Origin of the sequence: Isoptericola chiayiensis (assembly GCF_013149805.1) — a bacterium.
GTDB classification, from domain to species: domain Bacteria; phylum Actinomycetota; class Actinomycetes; order Actinomycetales; family Cellulomonadaceae; genus Isoptericola; species Isoptericola chiayiensis.
In genome coordinates this window covers 226,515-243,033 of the sequence record NZ_JABEZT010000002.1, presented here as the reverse complement: position 1 = coordinate 243,033, position 16,519 = coordinate 226,515, and the positions used below count along the sequence as shown (strand labels likewise).

At 75.4% G+C, this 16,519-nt stretch carries 15 protein-coding genes and 1 riboswitch; of the genes, 7 read left to right on the top strand and 8 right to left on the bottom strand.

The genetic code is table 11. The features are described 5' to 3' along the window. Positions 1 to 2: 2 nt before the first annotated feature. Positions 3 to 677, top strand: a complete 675-nt coding sequence (locus tag HDG68_RS17530) for a GNAT family N-acetyltransferase (RefSeq protein WP_172149551.1) — start codon at positions 3 to 5, stop codon at positions 675 to 677. A 108-nt stretch (positions 678 to 785) separates the two neighbouring features. Here HDG68_RS17530 and HDG68_RS04055 read toward each other — a convergent pair whose 3' ends face one another. Further along, on the bottom strand, positions 786 to 1,442 hold the full coding sequence (locus HDG68_RS04055) for a hypothetical protein (protein ID WP_172149550.1): 657 nt from the start codon (positions 1,440 to 1,442) through the stop codon (positions 786 to 788). A gap of 60 nt (positions 1,443 to 1,502) precedes the next feature. Between HDG68_RS04055 and HDG68_RS04050 the strand changes: the two genes are divergently transcribed. Next, positions 1,503 to 2,153 carry an IMPACT family protein gene (locus tag HDG68_RS04050; protein ID WP_343037417.1) on the top strand — a complete coding sequence of 217 codons (651 nt, stop codon included), beginning with the start codon at positions 1,503 to 1,505 and terminating at the stop codon, positions 2,151 to 2,153. A 12-nt stretch (positions 2,154 to 2,165) separates the two neighbouring features. Here the strand turns inward: HDG68_RS04050 and HDG68_RS04045 are convergent, their stop codons facing one another. The 3 genes from HDG68_RS04045 to HDG68_RS04035 are packed head-to-tail and all read right to left on the bottom strand — an operon-like array spanning position 2,166 to position 5,260. Continuing rightward, positions 2,166 to 3,572 carry a UTP--glucose-1-phosphate uridylyltransferase gene (locus tag HDG68_RS04045; RefSeq protein WP_172149549.1) on the bottom strand — a complete coding sequence of 469 codons (1,407 nt, stop codon included), beginning with the start codon at positions 3,570 to 3,572 and terminating at the stop codon, positions 2,166 to 2,168. Between the two features lie 48 nt (positions 3,573 to 3,620). Next, on the bottom strand, positions 3,621 to 4,241 hold the full coding sequence (locus HDG68_RS04040) for an L-threonylcarbamoyladenylate synthase (RefSeq protein WP_172149548.1): 621 nt from the start codon (positions 4,239 to 4,241) through the stop codon (positions 3,621 to 3,623). 26 nt (positions 4,242 to 4,267) lie between these two features. Then, positions 4,268 to 5,260, bottom strand: a complete 993-nt coding sequence (locus HDG68_RS04035; RefSeq protein ID WP_172149547.1) for a threonine ammonia-lyase — start codon at positions 5,258 to 5,260, stop codon at positions 4,268 to 4,270. A gap of 86 nt (positions 5,261 to 5,346) precedes the next feature. Here HDG68_RS04035 and HDG68_RS04030 point away from each other — a divergent pair, with 86 nt between their 5' ends. Further along, positions 5,347 to 6,285, top strand: a complete 939-nt coding sequence (locus HDG68_RS04030; protein WP_343037416.1) for a LysR family transcriptional regulator — start codon at positions 5,347 to 5,349, stop codon at positions 6,283 to 6,285. Between the two features lie 31 nt (positions 6,286 to 6,316). Here the strand turns inward: HDG68_RS04030 and HDG68_RS04025 are convergent, their stop codons facing one another. From HDG68_RS04025 to HDG68_RS04015, 3 genes are all read right to left on the bottom strand, one after another. Continuing rightward, on the bottom strand, positions 6,317 to 6,919 hold the full coding sequence (locus HDG68_RS04025) for a QsdR family transcriptional regulator (RefSeq protein ID WP_172149545.1): 603 nt from the start codon (positions 6,917 to 6,919) through the stop codon (positions 6,317 to 6,319). 64 nt (positions 6,920 to 6,983) lie between these two features. After that, on the bottom strand, positions 6,984 to 8,807 hold the full coding sequence (locus HDG68_RS04020; RefSeq protein ID WP_172149543.1) for an ABC transporter ATP-binding protein: 1,824 nt from the start codon (positions 8,805 to 8,807) through the stop codon (positions 6,984 to 6,986). Then, positions 8,804 to 10,684, bottom strand: a complete 1,881-nt coding sequence (locus HDG68_RS04015) for an ABC transporter ATP-binding protein (RefSeq protein WP_172149541.1) — start codon at positions 10,682 to 10,684, stop codon at positions 8,804 to 8,806. Before HDG68_RS04015 ends, HDG68_RS04020 begins: the two co-directional genes overlap by 4 nt. Positions 10,685 to 10,800: 116 nt before the next feature. Here HDG68_RS04015 and HDG68_RS04010 point away from each other — a divergent pair, with 116 nt between their 5' ends. Together HDG68_RS04010 and HDG68_RS04005 are read left to right on the top strand one after the other, a co-directional pair. After that, on the top strand, positions 10,801 to 11,433 hold the full coding sequence (locus HDG68_RS04010) for a methyltransferase domain-containing protein (protein WP_172149539.1): 633 nt from the start codon (positions 10,801 to 10,803) through the stop codon (positions 11,431 to 11,433). Between the two features lie 32 nt (positions 11,434 to 11,465). Beyond that, positions 11,466 to 12,878, top strand: coding sequence for a hypothetical protein (locus HDG68_RS04005; protein WP_172149537.1), 1,413 nt, complete (start codon positions 11,466 to 11,468; stop codon positions 12,876 to 12,878). 18 nt (positions 12,879 to 12,896) lie between these two features. On the opposite strand, the gene thiD is transcribed toward HDG68_RS04005, so the two are convergent. After that, on the bottom strand, positions 12,897 to 13,778 hold the full coding sequence (gene thiD / locus HDG68_RS04000; RefSeq protein ID WP_172149535.1) for a bifunctional hydroxymethylpyrimidine kinase/phosphomethylpyrimidine kinase: 882 nt from the start codon (positions 13,776 to 13,778) through the stop codon (positions 12,897 to 12,899). After that, positions 13,769 to 13,864, bottom strand: a riboswitch (TPP riboswitch). It overlaps the preceding gene by 10 nt. 166 nt (positions 13,865 to 14,030) lie before the next feature. Between thiD and HDG68_RS03995 the strand changes: the two genes are divergently transcribed. Both HDG68_RS03995 and HDG68_RS03990 read left to right on the top strand, forming a co-directional pair. Next, on the top strand, positions 14,031 to 14,924 hold the full coding sequence (locus tag HDG68_RS03995) for a poly(ethylene terephthalate) hydrolase family protein (RefSeq protein ID WP_172149533.1): 894 nt from the start codon (positions 14,031 to 14,033) through the stop codon (positions 14,922 to 14,924). A 77-nt stretch (positions 14,925 to 15,001) separates the two neighbouring features. Then, positions 15,002 to 16,474: a helix-turn-helix domain-containing protein gene (locus HDG68_RS03990; RefSeq protein ID WP_172149531.1), complete on the top strand. Its 1,473-nt coding sequence runs from the start codon at positions 15,002 to 15,004 to the stop codon at positions 16,472 to 16,474. Positions 16,475 to 16,519 lie beyond the last annotated feature (45 nt).

Sequence of the window (16,519 nt, the reverse complement as noted above, 5' to 3'; positions counted from 1 at the left end):
CCGTGACCGACATCCAGATCCGCCCCTTCCGTCCGACCGACCGTGCCGCCGTGGCGGAGATCTGCGTCCGCACGGCCGCCGGTGGCGGCGACGCGCGGGGCGTGTACTCCGACGACATGCTCATGCCCGACGTCTACGCGTTGCCCTACGTGGAGCACTCCCCCGAGCTGGCGTTCGTCGTCGTCGACCACGACGCCGGCACCCCGGGCGACGATCCGCTGACGGTCACCGACGGCCGGCTCCTGGGCTACGTGCTCGCCGTGGCCGACACGGCCGCGTTCGCGAGCTGGTGGGACCGGGAGTGGACCCCGGAGTTCGTCCGCCGGCACCCGGCTCCCGGGCCGACGACGCCCGCGGAACCGGGCTACACCGAGCAGGCGCTGCTGCGTGACGGCGCCGACCCGCAGCGCATGCTGCGCGGCCTGGTCCACGGCGAGCTGGCCACGCACCCCGCGCACCTGCACATCGACCTCGTCCCCGAGGCGCAGGGCCACGGGCTCGGACGACGACTGATCACGACGATCCGCGCGGCCCTGGCCGAGCGTGGCGTGCCCGGGGTGCACCTCGGCTACGACCCCGCCAACACCGGCGCCCGCGCCTTCTACGATCGCCTGGGCTTCGAGGAACTGGCCTCCCACGCCCCGGACCGGCCGCTCCTCGGGATCGCGACCGGCTGACCCGGCTTCCGTGCTGGTGGCACCGGTGCACCTGCGTCGTTCTTGGGTTCGGCGCTTGGCACACTATTTATTTGGAGAACCGCATGACCGGTGCTCCGTCCTCGGCGGTCAGGTCGCCTCGTCGTCCGAAGCGACGACCTCGCGGCCCGGGTCGTGCACGCCGGCCGTCGTCCAGGCCCGGCGCACCTGCTCGAACCGGGTGGGCAGCGGCGGGCGCGTCGCTCCGTTCCTGGCGTTCGTCCGGTGGACGAACCGGCGCCACGACAGCACCAGGCCCTGCCGGGTGATCGGGAGCCCGCTCGAGACCGTGGTGCCGTTGTCGTGCGTGTGGTGCACGGTGAGCAGCAGGGCCCGCGGCACCGAACCCTCCAGCTCCGCGGCCAGCTCGGTGCGCACCGCCATCCAGTGGCGCAGCACCACGACCACCTCCGCGGGGACCCGGTGCCGGCGCAGCGTGCGGTGCTTGCCGTGCCGGACCAGGACGCTCCCCTCCCCCGCCGGCCGGTCGCCGCCCACGCGCCCTCGGGGCGCAGCGGGGGTGCCGAGCTCCAGGTCCTCGGCGCGCACGCGCAGCAGGTCGCCGTACCGGGCGCCGGTCGCCCTCGTCAGCCCGGCGACGACGGCGAGCCGCACCACCTCCGGCTTGCCCTCGGGCCGCAGCGCCTCGACCGAGAGCTCCCGCCAGACCCACTCGGCCTCGTCGAACGAGACCGGAGGGCGGGGGTAGCGGCCGTCCGTGCCGGTCTCCTGCTGCTGTGACGTCATGGTCCGATCATGGCGCTTGGCACACTTTTTCGCCACCCGCCGCGGCATAGGATGTGGCCGATGTCCTCCCTGCCGAGCACGCTGGCCGCCCCCGTCGAGCACGAGCTGGTGGTCAAGAAGTCACGCTTCCTCGCGCTGCTCGCTCCCGTGGGCTCCGCGGCCGAGGCCGACGCCGTGGTCGCCGCCCGCCGCAAGGAGCACTGGAACGCCCGCCACCACTGCGTCGCCGTCGTCCTCGGGTCGCACGCCGACACGCACCGCTCCTCCGACGACGGCGAACCCTCCGGTACCGCCGGCGTCCCCATGCTCGAGGTGCTGCACCAGCGCCGCACGACCGACGTGGTCGCCGTCGTCAGCCGGTACTTCGGCGGGGTCCTGCTCGGCGCCGGCGGCCTCGTGCGCGCCTACGGCAGCGCGGTCGCCGCCGCGCTCGACGACGCGGCGTCGAGCGGTCTCGTCCTCGGCCGTCGCACCATGGTCCCCGTCACGCTCGACGTGCCCCACGCCGACGCCGGACGCCTCGAGCACGTCCTGCGCGACTGGGCCGCGACGCACGACGCCGTCGTCGGCGCCACCGAGTACGCGCAGCAGGCACGTCTGCAGCTCCTCGTGCCACCGGCGCAGGTCGACCGCCTGCACGACGACGTCGCCGCGGCCAGCGCGGGCAACCTCACGCCCCGGGTCGGCAGCGCCCGCGTCGTCGACGCCTGAGCGCTCCGGACCTCAGTCGAGGCCCGAACCCGTGATCGTCGCGCCGTCCGGGACGCTGCCCGCTCCCCCGTCCGGCTCCGGCAGCACCGCGTCGCCACGGGCCGTCACGTCGGCGCCGAAGGTCCAGTCGCCGTCCACCCGCAGACCGCTCGCCCCGCGCAGCGACGGCGGACCGGACGGGAACCGGGCGTCGAACGCCGAGATGGTCTTGTACGTGCCCGACAGCTGGACGAGCGGCGCGTCCGTGCGCGCCACCAGCCGGAAGTCGTCGGTCAGCTCGTAGACGTCCGAGCGCAGCAGGAGCAGGTCGCTGGTCTTCTTGACCGGCAGGAAGCGCTCGCGCCCGACCTCGATCGCCGTCGCCCCCTCGAAGACCGCCACTGCGGCGCCCATCGCGGACTCGATCTGGACCACCTCCGGCGACTCCGGGTCGGTGGGGTCGACCGTCTTGGTGTTGCGGATCAACGGCAGCTCGAGGACGCCGCCGGTGCGCTCCAGCTCCGCGGCGAGCGCCTCGAGGTCGAACCACAGGTTGTTCGTGTGGAAGTAGCGGTGACGCGTCGGGTCGAGCGAGACGTCCATGTCGTCGGGGTGCGTCTGGGCCGTCTCGCGCTGGATGATCCGGCCGTCGGACCGGCGCACCACGAGCTGGCCGCCCTTGACGTCCGCCGGCGTCTTGAGGCACATCTCGGCCGCGTAGGGCGCGCCCGAGTCCGCGAACCACGCCGCCAGGTCGGCGTCGGGCGCGGCACCGAGGTTGTCCGAGTTCGACACGCACGCGTACCGGAAGCCCGCGTCGAGGAGCGCGCGCACGACGCCGCCGGCGTGCAGGGCCGGGTACAGGTCGCCGTGGCCGGGCGGGCACCACTCGAGCGAGGGGTCGGCCGGCCACTCGACCGGCTCGAGGGTGTCGGCGCGCAGCTTCGGCTCGCGGTTCTGCAGGAAGTCCAGCGGCAGACCGTCCACGGCCAGGTCGTCGTAGCCGGCCAGCGCGGCCAGCGTGTCGTCCTGCGTGCGGAAGGAGTTCATGAGCACCAGCGGCAACCGCGCCCCGGTCCGCTCGCGCGCCGCACGGACCTGCCGGACGATCACGTCGAGGAAGCTCAGCGCCTCGCCGTCGGCGGTCCGGCGGACCTCCAGCAACGACTTGGCCCTGTCCATGCCCATGGAGGTCCCGAGGCCGCCGTTGAGCTTGATGATGGCGGTCTTGCTCAGCGCCTCGGCCGCACGCCCGGGCTCGACCTCCAGGTCGGCGTGGCGCGGCAGGTCCGTGAGCGGGTCGACGTCGTCCTCCCGCACCAGCCCGGAGGCGCCCTCCTCCAGCAGCCGGTAGAAGCGGCTGAAGACGTCCACCGCCGCCGGAGCCACCCCCGCGTCCTGCATCTTGTCCCGTGCCAGCTCGAGTCCGCGATCGCTCATGCGCAGCACCCTATCCGGGCTCGACGACGTCCGCGTGAACGTCCGGTGTCAGGAGAACGGCTCGGGGTCGCCGGCGCCGACGCGCGCGACCTCCGGGTACCCGGCCGAGAAGTCGACCACCGTGGTGGGCTCGGCCGGGACGTCCTCGGCGTCCACGACGAGGTCCACCGCGTGGCCCACCGCCTCGTCGACCTGCCACCCCTGGGTCAGAGGTCCGTCGTCGCCGGGCAGGATCAGGGTCGAGCTGAGCAGCGGCTCGCCGAGCTCGTCGAGGATCGCGTGCACCGTCCGCGACTCCGGGATCCGGACGCCCACCGTCTTCTTCTTCGGGTGCGCCAGGCGCCGCGGCACCTCCTCGGTCGCCGGCAGGATGAACGTGTACGGACCGGGGGTGGCCGCCTTGATCGCCCGGAACGCCGAGTTGTCGATGCGGACGAGCTGACCCATCTGGGCGAAGCTCGCGCAGACCAGGGTGAAGTGGTGCTTGGCGTCGAGACGGCGGATCTGGCGGATGCGCTCCGTGCCGTCCCGCTGGCCGCAGCGGCACCCCAGGGCGTACCCCGAGTCCGTCGGGTAGGCGATCAGGCCGCCCTCCCGCAGCACGTCGGCCACCTGGGACACCAGGCGGGGCTGCGGGTCGACGGGATGGATGTCCACGACGCGTGCCATGGGCCCACCCTACGCGCGAGGTGCCGTCAGGGCGCCGTCGCGCAGGTGTGGTCCAACGCCCGGCGGAGCTCGCCCGCGCCGGCGTTCCCGCCGGAGCACATCACGCCGACCGTGCGCCCCGCGAACCGCTCGGGGTGCGCCGCAACGGCGGCGAGCGACGCCGCCCCGGCGCCCTCGGCGACGGTCCTGGCCGCGGTCAGGTACATCTGCTGGGCACGGGAGATCTGGTCGTCGGTGACCAGCAGGAAGTCGTGCAGGTGCGCACGCAGCACGCCCTGGGTCAGGGTGAAGCCGCGCCCGACGGCGAGCCCTTCGGCGCGGGTGCGGTTCGGTCGCGCGCACAGCTCCCCGGTGCGCCACGAGTCGTGCGCGGCCGGCGAGGCGGCGGACTGCACCCCGACGACCCGCACGTGCGGGGCCAGGGCGGCGGCCACGAGGCAGGCGGCGGCGGCGCCCGAGCCGCCGCCGACAGGGACCACGAGGTCGTCGAGGTCGGGCTCCTGCTGGAGCAGCTCGAGCGTGGCGGTGGCCGCGCCGGCGACGAGGGCGGGCTCGTCGGCCGCGCTGACCAGGTCGGCGCCGGTCGTCGCCGCGATCCGGGTCGCCTCCTCGCAGGCGTCCTCGAGCCGTTCGCCGTGCAGCACCACCTCGGCGTCCAGGGCGCGCACGGCGCGTTCCTTGAGGGGGTTGGGCGCGCTCGGCATGACGATGGTGCACCGCACCCCGGCCCGGCGCGCGGCGTAGGCCAGCGCCTGGGCGTGGTTGCCGGTGGAGTAGCCGACGACGCCGGCCGGCGTGGTCGTGCGCGTGGCGAGGAGGTTCAGCGCGCCGCGGACCTTGAACGCGCCGGTGTGCTGGAGGTTCTCGTGCTTAACGACCAAGCGCGTCCCGGCGGCGCCGGCGGTCGCCACGAGCCGGTCGAGCTCGGCGTACCGGGACGCCGGGGTGCGGACCACGTGTCCCGCCAGCCGGTGCTGGGCCGCGAGCACGTCGCCGACGGTGGGCGGTGCGAGTGTCATGCCTCCATCGTCGACCGATCCGTCCGATCGGTCCAATGTCACTTCGGTCGGCTTCTCATAGGCGCGGTCGATGTAACGTGGGGTCCGTGACCGACACCCCGCCCCCTGCCGCACAGCTCGACCTGACCCGCCTGCGCGTCCTGGCCGCCGTCGCCCGCACGGGCTCGGTGACCGCGGCCGCCCGGGAGCTGCACTACGCCCAGCCCTCGGTGAGCCACCACCTCGCCCGTCTCGAGGCCGAGGCGGGCCTGCCGCTGCTCGAGCGGGTGGGCCGGGGGGTGCGCCTCACGGAGGCGGGTCGCCTGCTGGCGGATCGTGCCGAGGAGATCATCGGCCGGGTCGAGAGCGTCCAGCGCGAGCTCGACGCGCTGGCCGGCCTGCGCGCGGGCCGCGCGCGGCTGGCGGCCTTCCCCTCGGCGCTGGCCACGCTCGTGCCGGCCGCCGTGACCCGGCTGCGCACCGCCCACCCGGGCCTCGGCGTCGGCCTGGTGGAGGCCGAGCCGCCCGAGGCGCTGGCGGCGCTGCGGGCCGGCGAGGTCGACGTCGCGCTGGTGTTCGAGCACGACGCCCCCGACCGCACCGAGCGGCGCGCCGACGAGCTGGCCGGGTTCGAGGTCACCGAGGTGCTCGACGACGTCGTCCATCTCGTGACACCTGCCGACGGTGCCCCCGAGGTGGCCGCGACGGCACGGCCGGCGACCGTCCTGCGGGCGGTCCGCTCCCAGACCTGGATCGCCGGCTGCGAGCGCTGCCGGGCCGATCTCGTGGGGCGGTGCGCGACGGCCGGGTTCGCGCCGCGGATCGCCTACGAGACGGACGACTACGTGGCGGTGCAGGCGCTCGTCGCGGCCGGAGCCGGCGTGAGCCTGCTGCCCGGGCTGGCGTTGCGCGCGCACCGTCATCCCGACGTCAGGGCCACCCCGTTGCCGGGGGCGGTCCGGCGCGTCCTCGCGCTGACCGTCGGGGCGCCCGCTCCCCCGGCGCGGGCGCTGGTGTCGCACCTCGCCGCCGCCGGAACCGCCTGAGGCCGCCGCCGCGCGGCGGTCAGCGGCGCAGTCAGCGGCGCAGCAGCACGGTGCGCCGCAGGTCCTCGCCGAGCCGGGGGTCGGGGTCGATGCCGGCGAGCATCGAGCCGTAGACGATCGACTCCCCGATGCGCACGAGCGCGAAGGCGGTCTCCGGCACCGAGAACGGCAGGGAGTCGACGGTGCCGCGCTCGAGCTCGCGCTGCAGCAGCACGCCCCACGCCTCGACGTTGCGGACGTGGACCCTCGCCGTCGCCCCGAACAGGATCCGTGTGGCGTCGGCCGGGTCGACCGCGAGGTACTTCTGCAACGGCTCGAAGGCGCTGACCTGGCGATCGAACCCGCGGGCGACGGCCAGCAGCCGGTCGACACCGACGAGCCCGGAGTTCTCCGCGTCCCGGTCGGCCAGCTCGAGCGTCCGGGCGGCCAGCTGCCACAGCACGTCGCCGAGCAGCCGGTCCCGACTGCCCACGACCCGGTACAGCGTGGCGCGGCTGACCCAGAGGTCCTCGGTGAGCTGCTCCATCGCCAGTCCACCGGAGACCACGAAGCGGTGGCGGGCCGCGCGCAGCGCCGCCGGATAGGCGATCACCCGGCTGCGCGTGACGGTGCTGGTTCCTCGGTCGTCGACCACGTCTCGTCCCTCCTCGTCGACAGGACGGGACCAGCATACCGTCTGGTCGGTCTGCGCGATAGGTTCAGGCCAATGCGTCCTGCCACGCCGCGTTCAGCGCGGCGAACCGCCCCGTGCCCGCCGCCAGCTCGGCCGGCGCGCCGTCCTCGACGACCCGCCCGTCCTCCATCACCAGGACGCGGTCCGCGATCTCCACCGTGGACAGCCGGTGGGCGATGATGAGCGCCGTCCGGTCCGCGAGCAGGTTCTGCAGACCGCGCTGGACCAGCCGCTCACCAGGGATGTCCAGCGAGCTCGTCGCCTCGTCGAGCACCAGGACGGCCGGGTCGGCCAGGAAGGCGCGGGCGAAGCTGAGCAGTTGGCGCTGCCCCGCCGAGACGCGCCCGCCGCGCTTGTTCACGTCGGTGTCGTAGCCCTCCGGCAGCGAGAGCACGAAGTCGTGCACGCCGACGGCGCGCGCCGCCGCCTCGATCTCCGCGTCCGTGGCGTCGGGCCGCCCGAGGGCGATGTTCTCGCGCACCGACCCCGAGAACAGGTAGGCCTCCTGGGTGACCATGACGACGGCGCGGCGCAGGTCGGTTCCCGACAGGTCGCGCACGTCGACGCCGTCCAGCAGGACGCGCCCCTCGGTCGCGTCGTAGAAGCGGGTCACGAGCTTGGCCACCGTGGACTTGCCGGCCCCGGTCGAGCCGAGCAGCGCGACCGTCTGCCCGGCGGGGATCTCCAGGTCCAGGTCGGGCAGCACGACCGGTCCCTCGCCGTACCGGAACCCGACGTGGTCCAGGCGGACCTCCCCGCGGGCACGCGGCAGCGGCGTCGGGTCCGCGGGCTCGACCACGGTGGGCTCCTCGGCGAGCAGCCCCGAGACCTTCTCCAGGGCGGCCACGGCGGACTGCAGCGCGTTGTAGAACATGCCCAGCTGCTGGATCGGCTGGAAGAACCGCTTGACGTAGAGCAGCACGGCCACCAGCGCCCCCACGTCGAGCTCCCCGGCGATGACGCGCCAGCCCCCGTAGGCGAGCGCGGCGGCCACCGTGACGTTGCCGATCAGCACCAGACCGGGCTGGTAGCGGCCGTTGACGCCGAAGATGCGCAGGTTGGCGTCGCGGTACTGCTCGCCCAGCCGGTCGTAGTCCGCCTCGACCGTGGGCTCGCGGCGGAACGCCTGGACGGCCCGCATCCCGGTCATGGTCTCCACGAACTTCACGATCAGCCGGGCCGAGGCGGTGCGCTGCTCGCGGTAGTACTCCTGGGACTTCCTCTGGAACCAGCGGGTCAGCAGCCAGGCCGGCACGAGGGCCACCGCCAGCACCAGGCCGGACCGCCAGTCGACCCAGAACAGGGCCCCGGCAGTGAAGAGCATCAGCATCAACGAGGAGACGACGCCGGTGAGCCCGCCGTCGAACAGCTCGCGCAGCGCCTCCAGGTCGGAGGTCTGCCGGCTGATGACGCGCCCCGAGGTGTAGGACTCGTGGAACTCCAGCGAGAGCCGCTGCGTGTGCCGGAACACCCGGCGCCGCAGCTCGAGCAGCACGCTCTGGGCGACCCGGGCGGCGGCGCGCACGTAGGCGCCGGCGCAGATCCCCCCGAGCACGGCGGCCAGCAGGTAGGCGCCGCCGACGACGAGCAGGCGCGTCGGGTCGCCGTCGCGCAGCGCCGGCAGCGCGGTGTCGATGGCGGCCTGCACCAGCAACGGACCCGCCACCTGCCCCGCGGTGCTGACCACGACGAGGAGACCGGCCCACGCGAGCATGCGCGCGCGGGGTCGCAGCAGACCGCCCAGCAGGCTCAGCGACCTGCGGCGCACCGCCCGCGAGGAGTCGGCGTCGAGGTGCGTGACGTCGTCGGACAGCGCGTCGGTGGGACGGCGTCGTGCCGGGGCGCTCATCGGGCGACCTCCTGGTCGGCTCCGTGCTCGCCCGCGGCCCAGTCGGACTCCAGCGAGGCGATCACGTAGCGGTAGTGGGCGTCGGTGGCCAGCAGCTCGGCGTGCGTGCCGAGGGCCGTGATCCGGCCCCCGTCGAGCACCGCGACCCGGTCCGCGAGCGCCACGGTGGAGGGGCGGTGGGCGATGACGAGGTTGGTGGACCCGGCGAGGACGTCGTGCAGCCGGGCGGTGACGGCTTCCTCGGTGGCGACGTCGAGGGCGGACAGCGGGTCGTCGAGGACGAGGACCTGGGGCCGCGCGGCGATGGCGCGGGCGAGGGCGAGTCGTTGGCGCTGTCCTCCGGACAGGGAGAGGCCTTCCTCGCCGATGCGGGTGTCGAGGCCGTGGGGCAGGTCGTGGACGAACCCGGCCTGGGCGACGTCGAGCGCCTCGGCGAGGCGGGCCTCGCGCTCGGTGGCGGGCAGGGTGTCGTCGACGCCGAGGAGCACGTTGTCGCGCACGGAGGCGGAGAAGAGGGTGGGGTCCTCGAAGGCGACGGCCACGGCGCGGCGCAGGTCGGCGCGGCGCAGGCGGCGCACGTCGACGCCGTCGAGCTCGACGGTGCCGGCGGTGACGTCGTGGATGCGGGGCAGCAGCATGGCGAGCGTGGACTTGCCGGAGCCGGTGAGGCCGACGAGGGCGGTGGTGGTCCCGGCGGGCAGGTCGAGGTCGAGGTGCTCGAGCACGGGTGGTTCGTCGTGGTGGCGGAATGTGACGTCGCGGAGGGTGACGTGGCCGTGGACGTCGGTGCGGTCGACGGGGTCGGTGGGGTCGGTCAGGGGGTTGGGTGTCTCGAGGACCTGGAAGTAGCGGTCGACGGCGGTGCGGGCGTTGAGGGTCATGGACAGGGTCATGCCGAGGTCGACGACGGGGCCGTTGACGATGGCCGCGGTCAGGAAGAAGGCGGCCAGCGCTCCGACGGTGATCTGTCCGTCGGCGGTGAGCCAGACGCCGAGGACGAGGCACACGGCGAGGGTGAGCTCGGGGATGAGGTGCAGGGCGGTGGTGACGGTGGCCTGGTTGCCGGCCTTGCGGATCTCGGTCCGCCGGAGCTGTTCGGCCTGGCCGGTGAACGCGGCCAGGGCGTCGCCGCCGCGGCCGAAGGCCTTCAGGACGCGGATGCCGTGCACGGACTCCTCGACGGTGTTGGCGAGGTCGCCGTTCTGGTCCTGGGAGAGGCGGGCGATGACGCGGTAGCGGCGGGAGAAGCGGTAGGCGATGACGGCGACAGGGACGGCGCCGGCGAGGTAGACGAGGCCCAGCCAGCCGGCGGTGGCCAGCAGGATGCCCACGCCGACGACGACGGTGATGACGGAGACGACGAGCTGCAGCAGACCGAAGACGAGCCAGCGGCGCAGGAGGCCCAGGTCGGCCATGGACCGGCTGAGGAGCTGGCCGCCGGGCCAGCGGTCGTGGAAGGCGGCGGGCAGCTGCAGCAGGTGGCGGAACAGGTCCATGCGCAGGGCGGCCTCGACGCGCGTGCCGGGGTACATGACGAGGTTGCGGCGAACCAGGATGAGGCCGGCCTCCAGCAGGCCGAGGCCGAGGACGGCGAGCGTGGGCCAGACCAGGGCGGTGAGGTCGTGCTCGGCGACGCCGGCGGCCAGCGGTCCCTCGACCAGGACCTGCAGCACGCGCGGGATGGCGAGCGCGGCGAGGCTGGCGCCCAGGGCGGCGAACAGCCCGGCGACGAGGCGCGGCAGGGCCGGGCGGACGGCGGGCAGCAGGCGGCGCACCGAGGCGAGGGTGCTCAGGTGGGCGCCGACGGGTCCGGGGTCCGGGCGACGCGGGCCGGCGTCTGCGGGCGTGCGGGAGGGTGGTGTGGAGGTCGCTGGCATCGATCTCATCTTCCCACCGACCGCCGACATGCTTGCCCCAAGCAGCGCCCTGGGTCACGGTGCCGGGCGCCGGGACCTGGTCGCCGGGGCCTCGGCGCAGGCCCTAGCGTGGACGCGTGACCGGGTTCGACGCGACGCGCTGGGACGCGTACAACGCGCTCCAGGTCGGCAGACCGCCCCGGGACCTGTGCCGCCGGGTGATGGCGCTGGCCGGTCCGGGCGCGGGACGCCACGCGACCGACGTCGGCGCCGGCGCGGGCGTCGAGAGCGCCGCCCTGCTCGCCGACGGGTGGCGGGTCCTCGCCCTGGACCCCGCTCCCGGTACCGCCCGCGTGGTGCCGGCGCAGGTGCCGCCGTCGGACCGCGACCGGCTCGAGGTGCGCCGCGCGGGCCTGCCGACCGCCCTGCCGGCGACGGACCTGCTGCACGCGTCCTTCGCGCTGCCGTTCGTGCCGCCGGTCCGGTTCGCGGACGCGTGGGCCGGCGTGCGCGACGCGCTGCGCCCCGGCGGGTGGCTCGCCGCGACGTTCCTGGGACCTCACGACTCGTGGGCGGGCGACGCCGACCTGTCGGCGCGGCTGACCTTCACCGACGAGCGGGACCTGGACCGCCTCCTGGGCGGGCTCGAGGTCCTCGACCACCGCGAGCGCCGCGCGGACGGGTCGTCGTTCGGCGGGCCGAAGCACTGGCACACGCACGAGGTGGTGGCGCGGCGTGCGCGCGGGCACGAGGGTGCCGGACGGCGCTGATCGGTGCAGGTCGCAGCCCGTACGATGCCGCCATGGATGGTGCGTTGATCGTCGGGGTCGTCACGGGTGCGCTGCTGGTGGTGGTCGCCGCCGTGGCCGTGGTCGCCTGGGCCGTGCGACGCCGTCGGACCCGCCGCGAGCGTGCCACCGAGGCCGAGCTGGAGCGCCTCGGCACCGCGGCCGGCTCGGCGCTGGTCCGCGTGGACGAACGCGCCCGCCTGGCCGAGGACGAGGTGGCCTTCGCCGAGGCCGAGCTCGGCGCGCAGGCCGCCGCGGACGTTACGCCCCGGCTGCGCCGGGCGCGCGAGCACCTGCGCGAGGCGTTCCACCTGAACCAGCTCCTGCACGACTCCGTGCCGGACACCGAGGCCGAGCGCCGCACGTGGTCGGACCGCATCCTCGAGCAGTGCCGAGCGGCCGAGACCCTGCTGGGCGAGGCCGACGAGGCGCTGCGCGCCCGGCGCCGCAGCGCCCGCGAGACGCCCGCGCTCGTGGACGAGGTCGAGGCACGCGCCACCGAGGTCGCCGCCCGGATCGCGCCGGCGCGCGAGCTGCTGACCGAGCTCGGCGAGCGCTACGCACCCCAGGCGCTGCGTCCCGTCGCCGACAACCCCGACCAGGCCGAGCGGCTGCTCGATTTCGCGCGGCGCAGTGCCCGCGCCGCCCGTCGCCGCCTCGACGCCCAGCAGGTCGGCGAGGCCGGTGCGACGGCGCACGCCGCCGAGGAGTCGGTGCGGCGCGCGGAGGGCCTGCTGGCCGCGGTCGGGGACTTCGAGGCGGAGGCGCTGCGCGCCGAGGCCGCGCTCGGCGACATGATCGCGGAGTCGCGCGCCGAGCTCGCCGAGGCCCGTGCACTGCCCGCCGCCCGGCGCGCCGGTGCGGTCGACGACGCCGTGGCGGCCCTCCAGGAGGCGCTCGACGCCCTGCCCGCACCCGGGGAGCCCGGCGACCCGGTCGGATCCCTGTCCCGCGTGCGGCAGGCCAACACCGCCCTCGACGACGCCGTCCGCGAGCGCACCGAGGCCGACGCCCGGCGGCGTCGCGCCTCCGCCCGGCTCGCCCCGGCGCTGGACGACGCCGAGCGACAGGTGGCTGCGGCGCGCTCGGTGGTCGACGACTACCGGGCGCCCGTCGGTCCCGACGCCCGCACCCGGCTGGCCGAGGCCGAGCGCGAGCTGTCCGCGGCCAGGACCACCGAGGACCCGGAGCGCGCGGTCGACACGGCACGGCGTGCCGCCTCGCTCGCGGCCGAGGCCTCGACGCTGGCGCACCGCGACGTGGTGCGCTCCCACCCGGGCCAGCACTGGGGTGCGCGCCACGGCGGGGCCGGGCCGCGCCCGGGCGGTGGCATGGGCGGCTCGGGGGCGTTCGGTGCGGTGCTCGGCGGCATGGTGCTGGGCGGCATCCTCGACGACATCGGCGACCTCGGGGACATGTTCGACTGAGCCGCCGTCGGCCGCGCCTCAGAGGGACGCGGGTGCGGCGGCCGTGCCGCGCTGCCACACATGGTGGTCCACGGGACCGTGCCCGCCCCCGACGCGCAGGTCCTCGCCGTGCGCCAGGGCGGCACTGAGCCACCGCTTGGTCCCGGCCAGGGCTGCCGCCCAGTCGCGGTGCCCGGCGTAGCGGGTGGCGAGCCCGCTCGACAGCGAGCAGCCGGTGCCGTGGGTGTTGCGCGTGCGCACCCGCCGTGCGCGGGTCTCGACGACGTCCCCGCCGGGGTCGACCAGGGCGTCCGGGACGACGTCGCCGGGCAGGTGGCCGCCCTTGGCCACGACCCGCACGCCGTGCCGGGCCGCGAGGCGTGCGGCCTGGTCGAGGACGGCGCCCCAGGTGGTCGCGACGGGCTCGTCGAGCAGCACGGCCAGCTCGGGGACGTTCGGGGTGACGACGTCGGCCCGGTCCAGCAGGGACAGGACCGCACGTTCGGCCTCGCGCGCCAGGAGCCGGTCGCCGGAGGTCGCGACCATGACGGGGTCGAGCACGACCGGCACCGAGGCCGCCCGCGCGAGCCAGGCCCCCACCACGGCGGCCACGTCCGCGGTGGCGAGCATCCCGATCTTGACGGCGTCCAGGGTGATGTCCTCGCTGAGGGTGTCGAGCTGACGGGCGAGGAACGCCGGCGGCGGGACGTGGACCGCGGCGACGCCCCGGGTGTTCTGGGCCGTCAGGGCGGTGATCGCCGCCATGCCGTACCCGTCGGCGGCGGCGATCGACTTCAGGTCCGCCTGGATGCCGGCGCCGCCCGAGGGGTCCGACCCGGCGACGGCGAGGACCCGCGGCACGGGCGACGCGCACGACGGCGGGCCCTCCGCCGCGGTCGTGGGGGCGGGTCGGTGCGCCATGGCGACATCCCTTCGTCAGTGCGAGCTGCATCAGGTTCGACGGGTGTGCTCTCAGCGCCCGGACGGACGCACCCCGTGTCGTGGCGCCACCGTAACCGCTGCGCCATCGCCGGGGCGAGGACCGGTGATTGTGCCGGTGCGTGCCCGCCCGGCCGGGCGGCAGGCTGGGCGCGCAGCCACGGCACGACGCCGTCGGCCCGGACGTCACCGACGTCGTCCGGGCGGCGCGTGCCCCGTCAGAGAGGACGAGACGTGCAGCACTCCACCACCGGCGGCACGCGCCGCCGCATCACCGGGCTCCTGGCCTCCGTCACCGTCGCCCTGGGCCTCGGTGTGGCGGCCGGGCCCGCCGCCGTCGCCGCCGACAACCCGTTCGAGCGCGGACCGGACCCCAGCGAGTCCAGCATCGAGGCCTACCGCGGGGCGTACTCGGTCTCCGAGCAGTCCGTGTCGCGCTGGGTCTCCGGGTTCGGGGGCGGCACCATCCACTACCCGACCACCCGCAGCGACGGCACCTTCGGCGCCGTCGTGGTCTCCCCCGGCTACACGGGCACCGAGAGCTCGATCTCGTGGCTCGGCCCGCGCCTGGCGTCCCAGGGCTTCGTGGTGCTCACCATGGTCACGAACTCGATCTACGACTACCCGGACTCGCGTGCCCGCCAGCTCCAGGCCGCCCTGGACTACCTGACCAGCAGCTCCAGCGGGGTCGCGGACCGCATCGACCCCGACCGCCTCGCGCTGATGGGCCACTCGATGGGCGGCGGCGGCACGCTGCGCGCCGTGTCGGAGAACCCCGACATCAAGGCGGCCATCCCGATGACCCCGTGGCACACCGACAAGACGTGGCGCGAGGTGACCACGCCGACGCTGATCTTCGGGGCCGAGAACGACACGGTCGCCCCGCACTACTCGCACGCGGAACCGTTCTACGACTCCCTGCCGTCGAGCCTGGAGAAGGTCTACCTGGAGCTCGACGGGGCGAGCCACTTCGCACCGAACTACAGCAACACCACGATCGCGAAGTACTCGATCTCGTGGCTCAAGCGGTTCGTGGACGACGACACCCGGTACAGCCAGTTCCTGTGCCCGGGACCGTCGTTCTGGGACGGCGACGTCCAGACCTACGAGAGCACCTGCGACTTCTGACCCCGACCGCCGAGCGCCCGCTGTGCACCCGCACAGCGGGCGCCGTCGTGCCGGCCGGGGGTCCCTAGTCTCACGACATGACCACGACGACCACGTCACCGCGGGCCGACCTGACCCGCGGGCTGACGCTGCTGGCCGACGGACCGGCCGGTGACGCGCACGCCACGCTCTGCCTCGCCAGGGACGTCCCGGAGGCCGACCCGCAGGAGTCCCGCGCCGCCGCGCTCGCCGCGGTGCAGGCCGCGTGGGCGGCGGGCGAACCCGACGCGTGCGTGGCGGCCCTGGCCGCGGCCCGTCCCGTGCTGGCACGGTCCGCGGTGGGACGGCGGCGGCCCGACCCGGCGGGCGACTACGTCGACGGCATGCTGGCGCTGCTGACCGGGGACCCCGGGTCGGCCGCCCCGGCGTTGGGTCGCGCGGTGTCGACCTGCCGGGGCGGCGACGACGGCGACCTGCTGCTGCTCGCAGCGGCTGCCGCGCTGCTGCTCGGGGACGTCGAGGCCGCCTGCGAGGTCGGCGCGCGCGCGCTGGCGGCGGCGCGTTCCGTCGGCGACGAGACCCGGGTGGCCCGCGCCACCGAGTACACCGCGTACGCCGAGCTGCGCGCCGGTCGGCACGCGCTGGCGCGCGAGCACGCCCTCGTCGGGCGACGGGCCGCCGTGCGCACCGGCCGGTCCAGCACCGCCGCGCACCTGGACGCCGTGCTGGCCCTCGCCGCCGCGGTGCAGGGGCCTCGCGCCGACGTCGGCCGGTACGCCGGCCGGGCGCTGTCCACCGCCCGCCGGCACGGGCTCGCCCAGCCCGTCACGCTGGCGGAGTGGGCGTCGGCCCGGGCGGAGCTGGCGGACGGCAGGCCCGCCGAGGCGGCGGCACGGCTGTCGTCGCTGCTCGCTCCGGCGGGTGGTGCGCACTTCGCCCTGCGGGGCCTGGTGCTGCCGACCCTGGTCGAGGCCGCCGTCGCGGCGGGCGACGACGCCGCGGGGCACGACGTCGTGCCCGAGCTGGCGGCGTGGTCGCGGTCCGCGGCCGACCCGCAGGGTCCGGCGCTGCTGCTGCGGTGCCGCGCCCTGCTGGCCCGCGGCGAGGTGACCGACGACCTCTTCGAGCGCGCTCACGCGGCGCACCGGGAGTGCGCCGGCGACTTCGAGCGGGCACGCACCCTGGACCTGCACGGCGCCTGGCTGCGCCGCCGACGTCGCCCGGTGGACGCCCGGGCCCGGTTGCGCGACGCCGTCCAGCTGTACGACCGGTGCGGTGCCGAGCCCTGGTCCCGCGCGGTGCGCGCCGAGCTGCGGGCGGCCGGGGCGGCGCCGGACCGGGCCCCGGGAGGCGGCGCACCACCGACGTCGCTGGCCGGTCTGACCCCGCACCAGGAGCGCATCGCCCGGTGCGTGGCAGCGGGCGACACGAACCGCGAGGTGGCCGCGCGGCTCTCGGTCAGCGTGCGCACCGTCGACTTCCACCTGCGCAACGTGTTCGTCGCCCTCGGTGTGCGTTCACGCGTCGAGCTCGCCCGTCGCGTGGCGGAGGCCGACGCACCGCCCCCGTAGAGACCGACCGGGCGGTATGTCATGCTTGCCTCGAGGCCGCCGCCG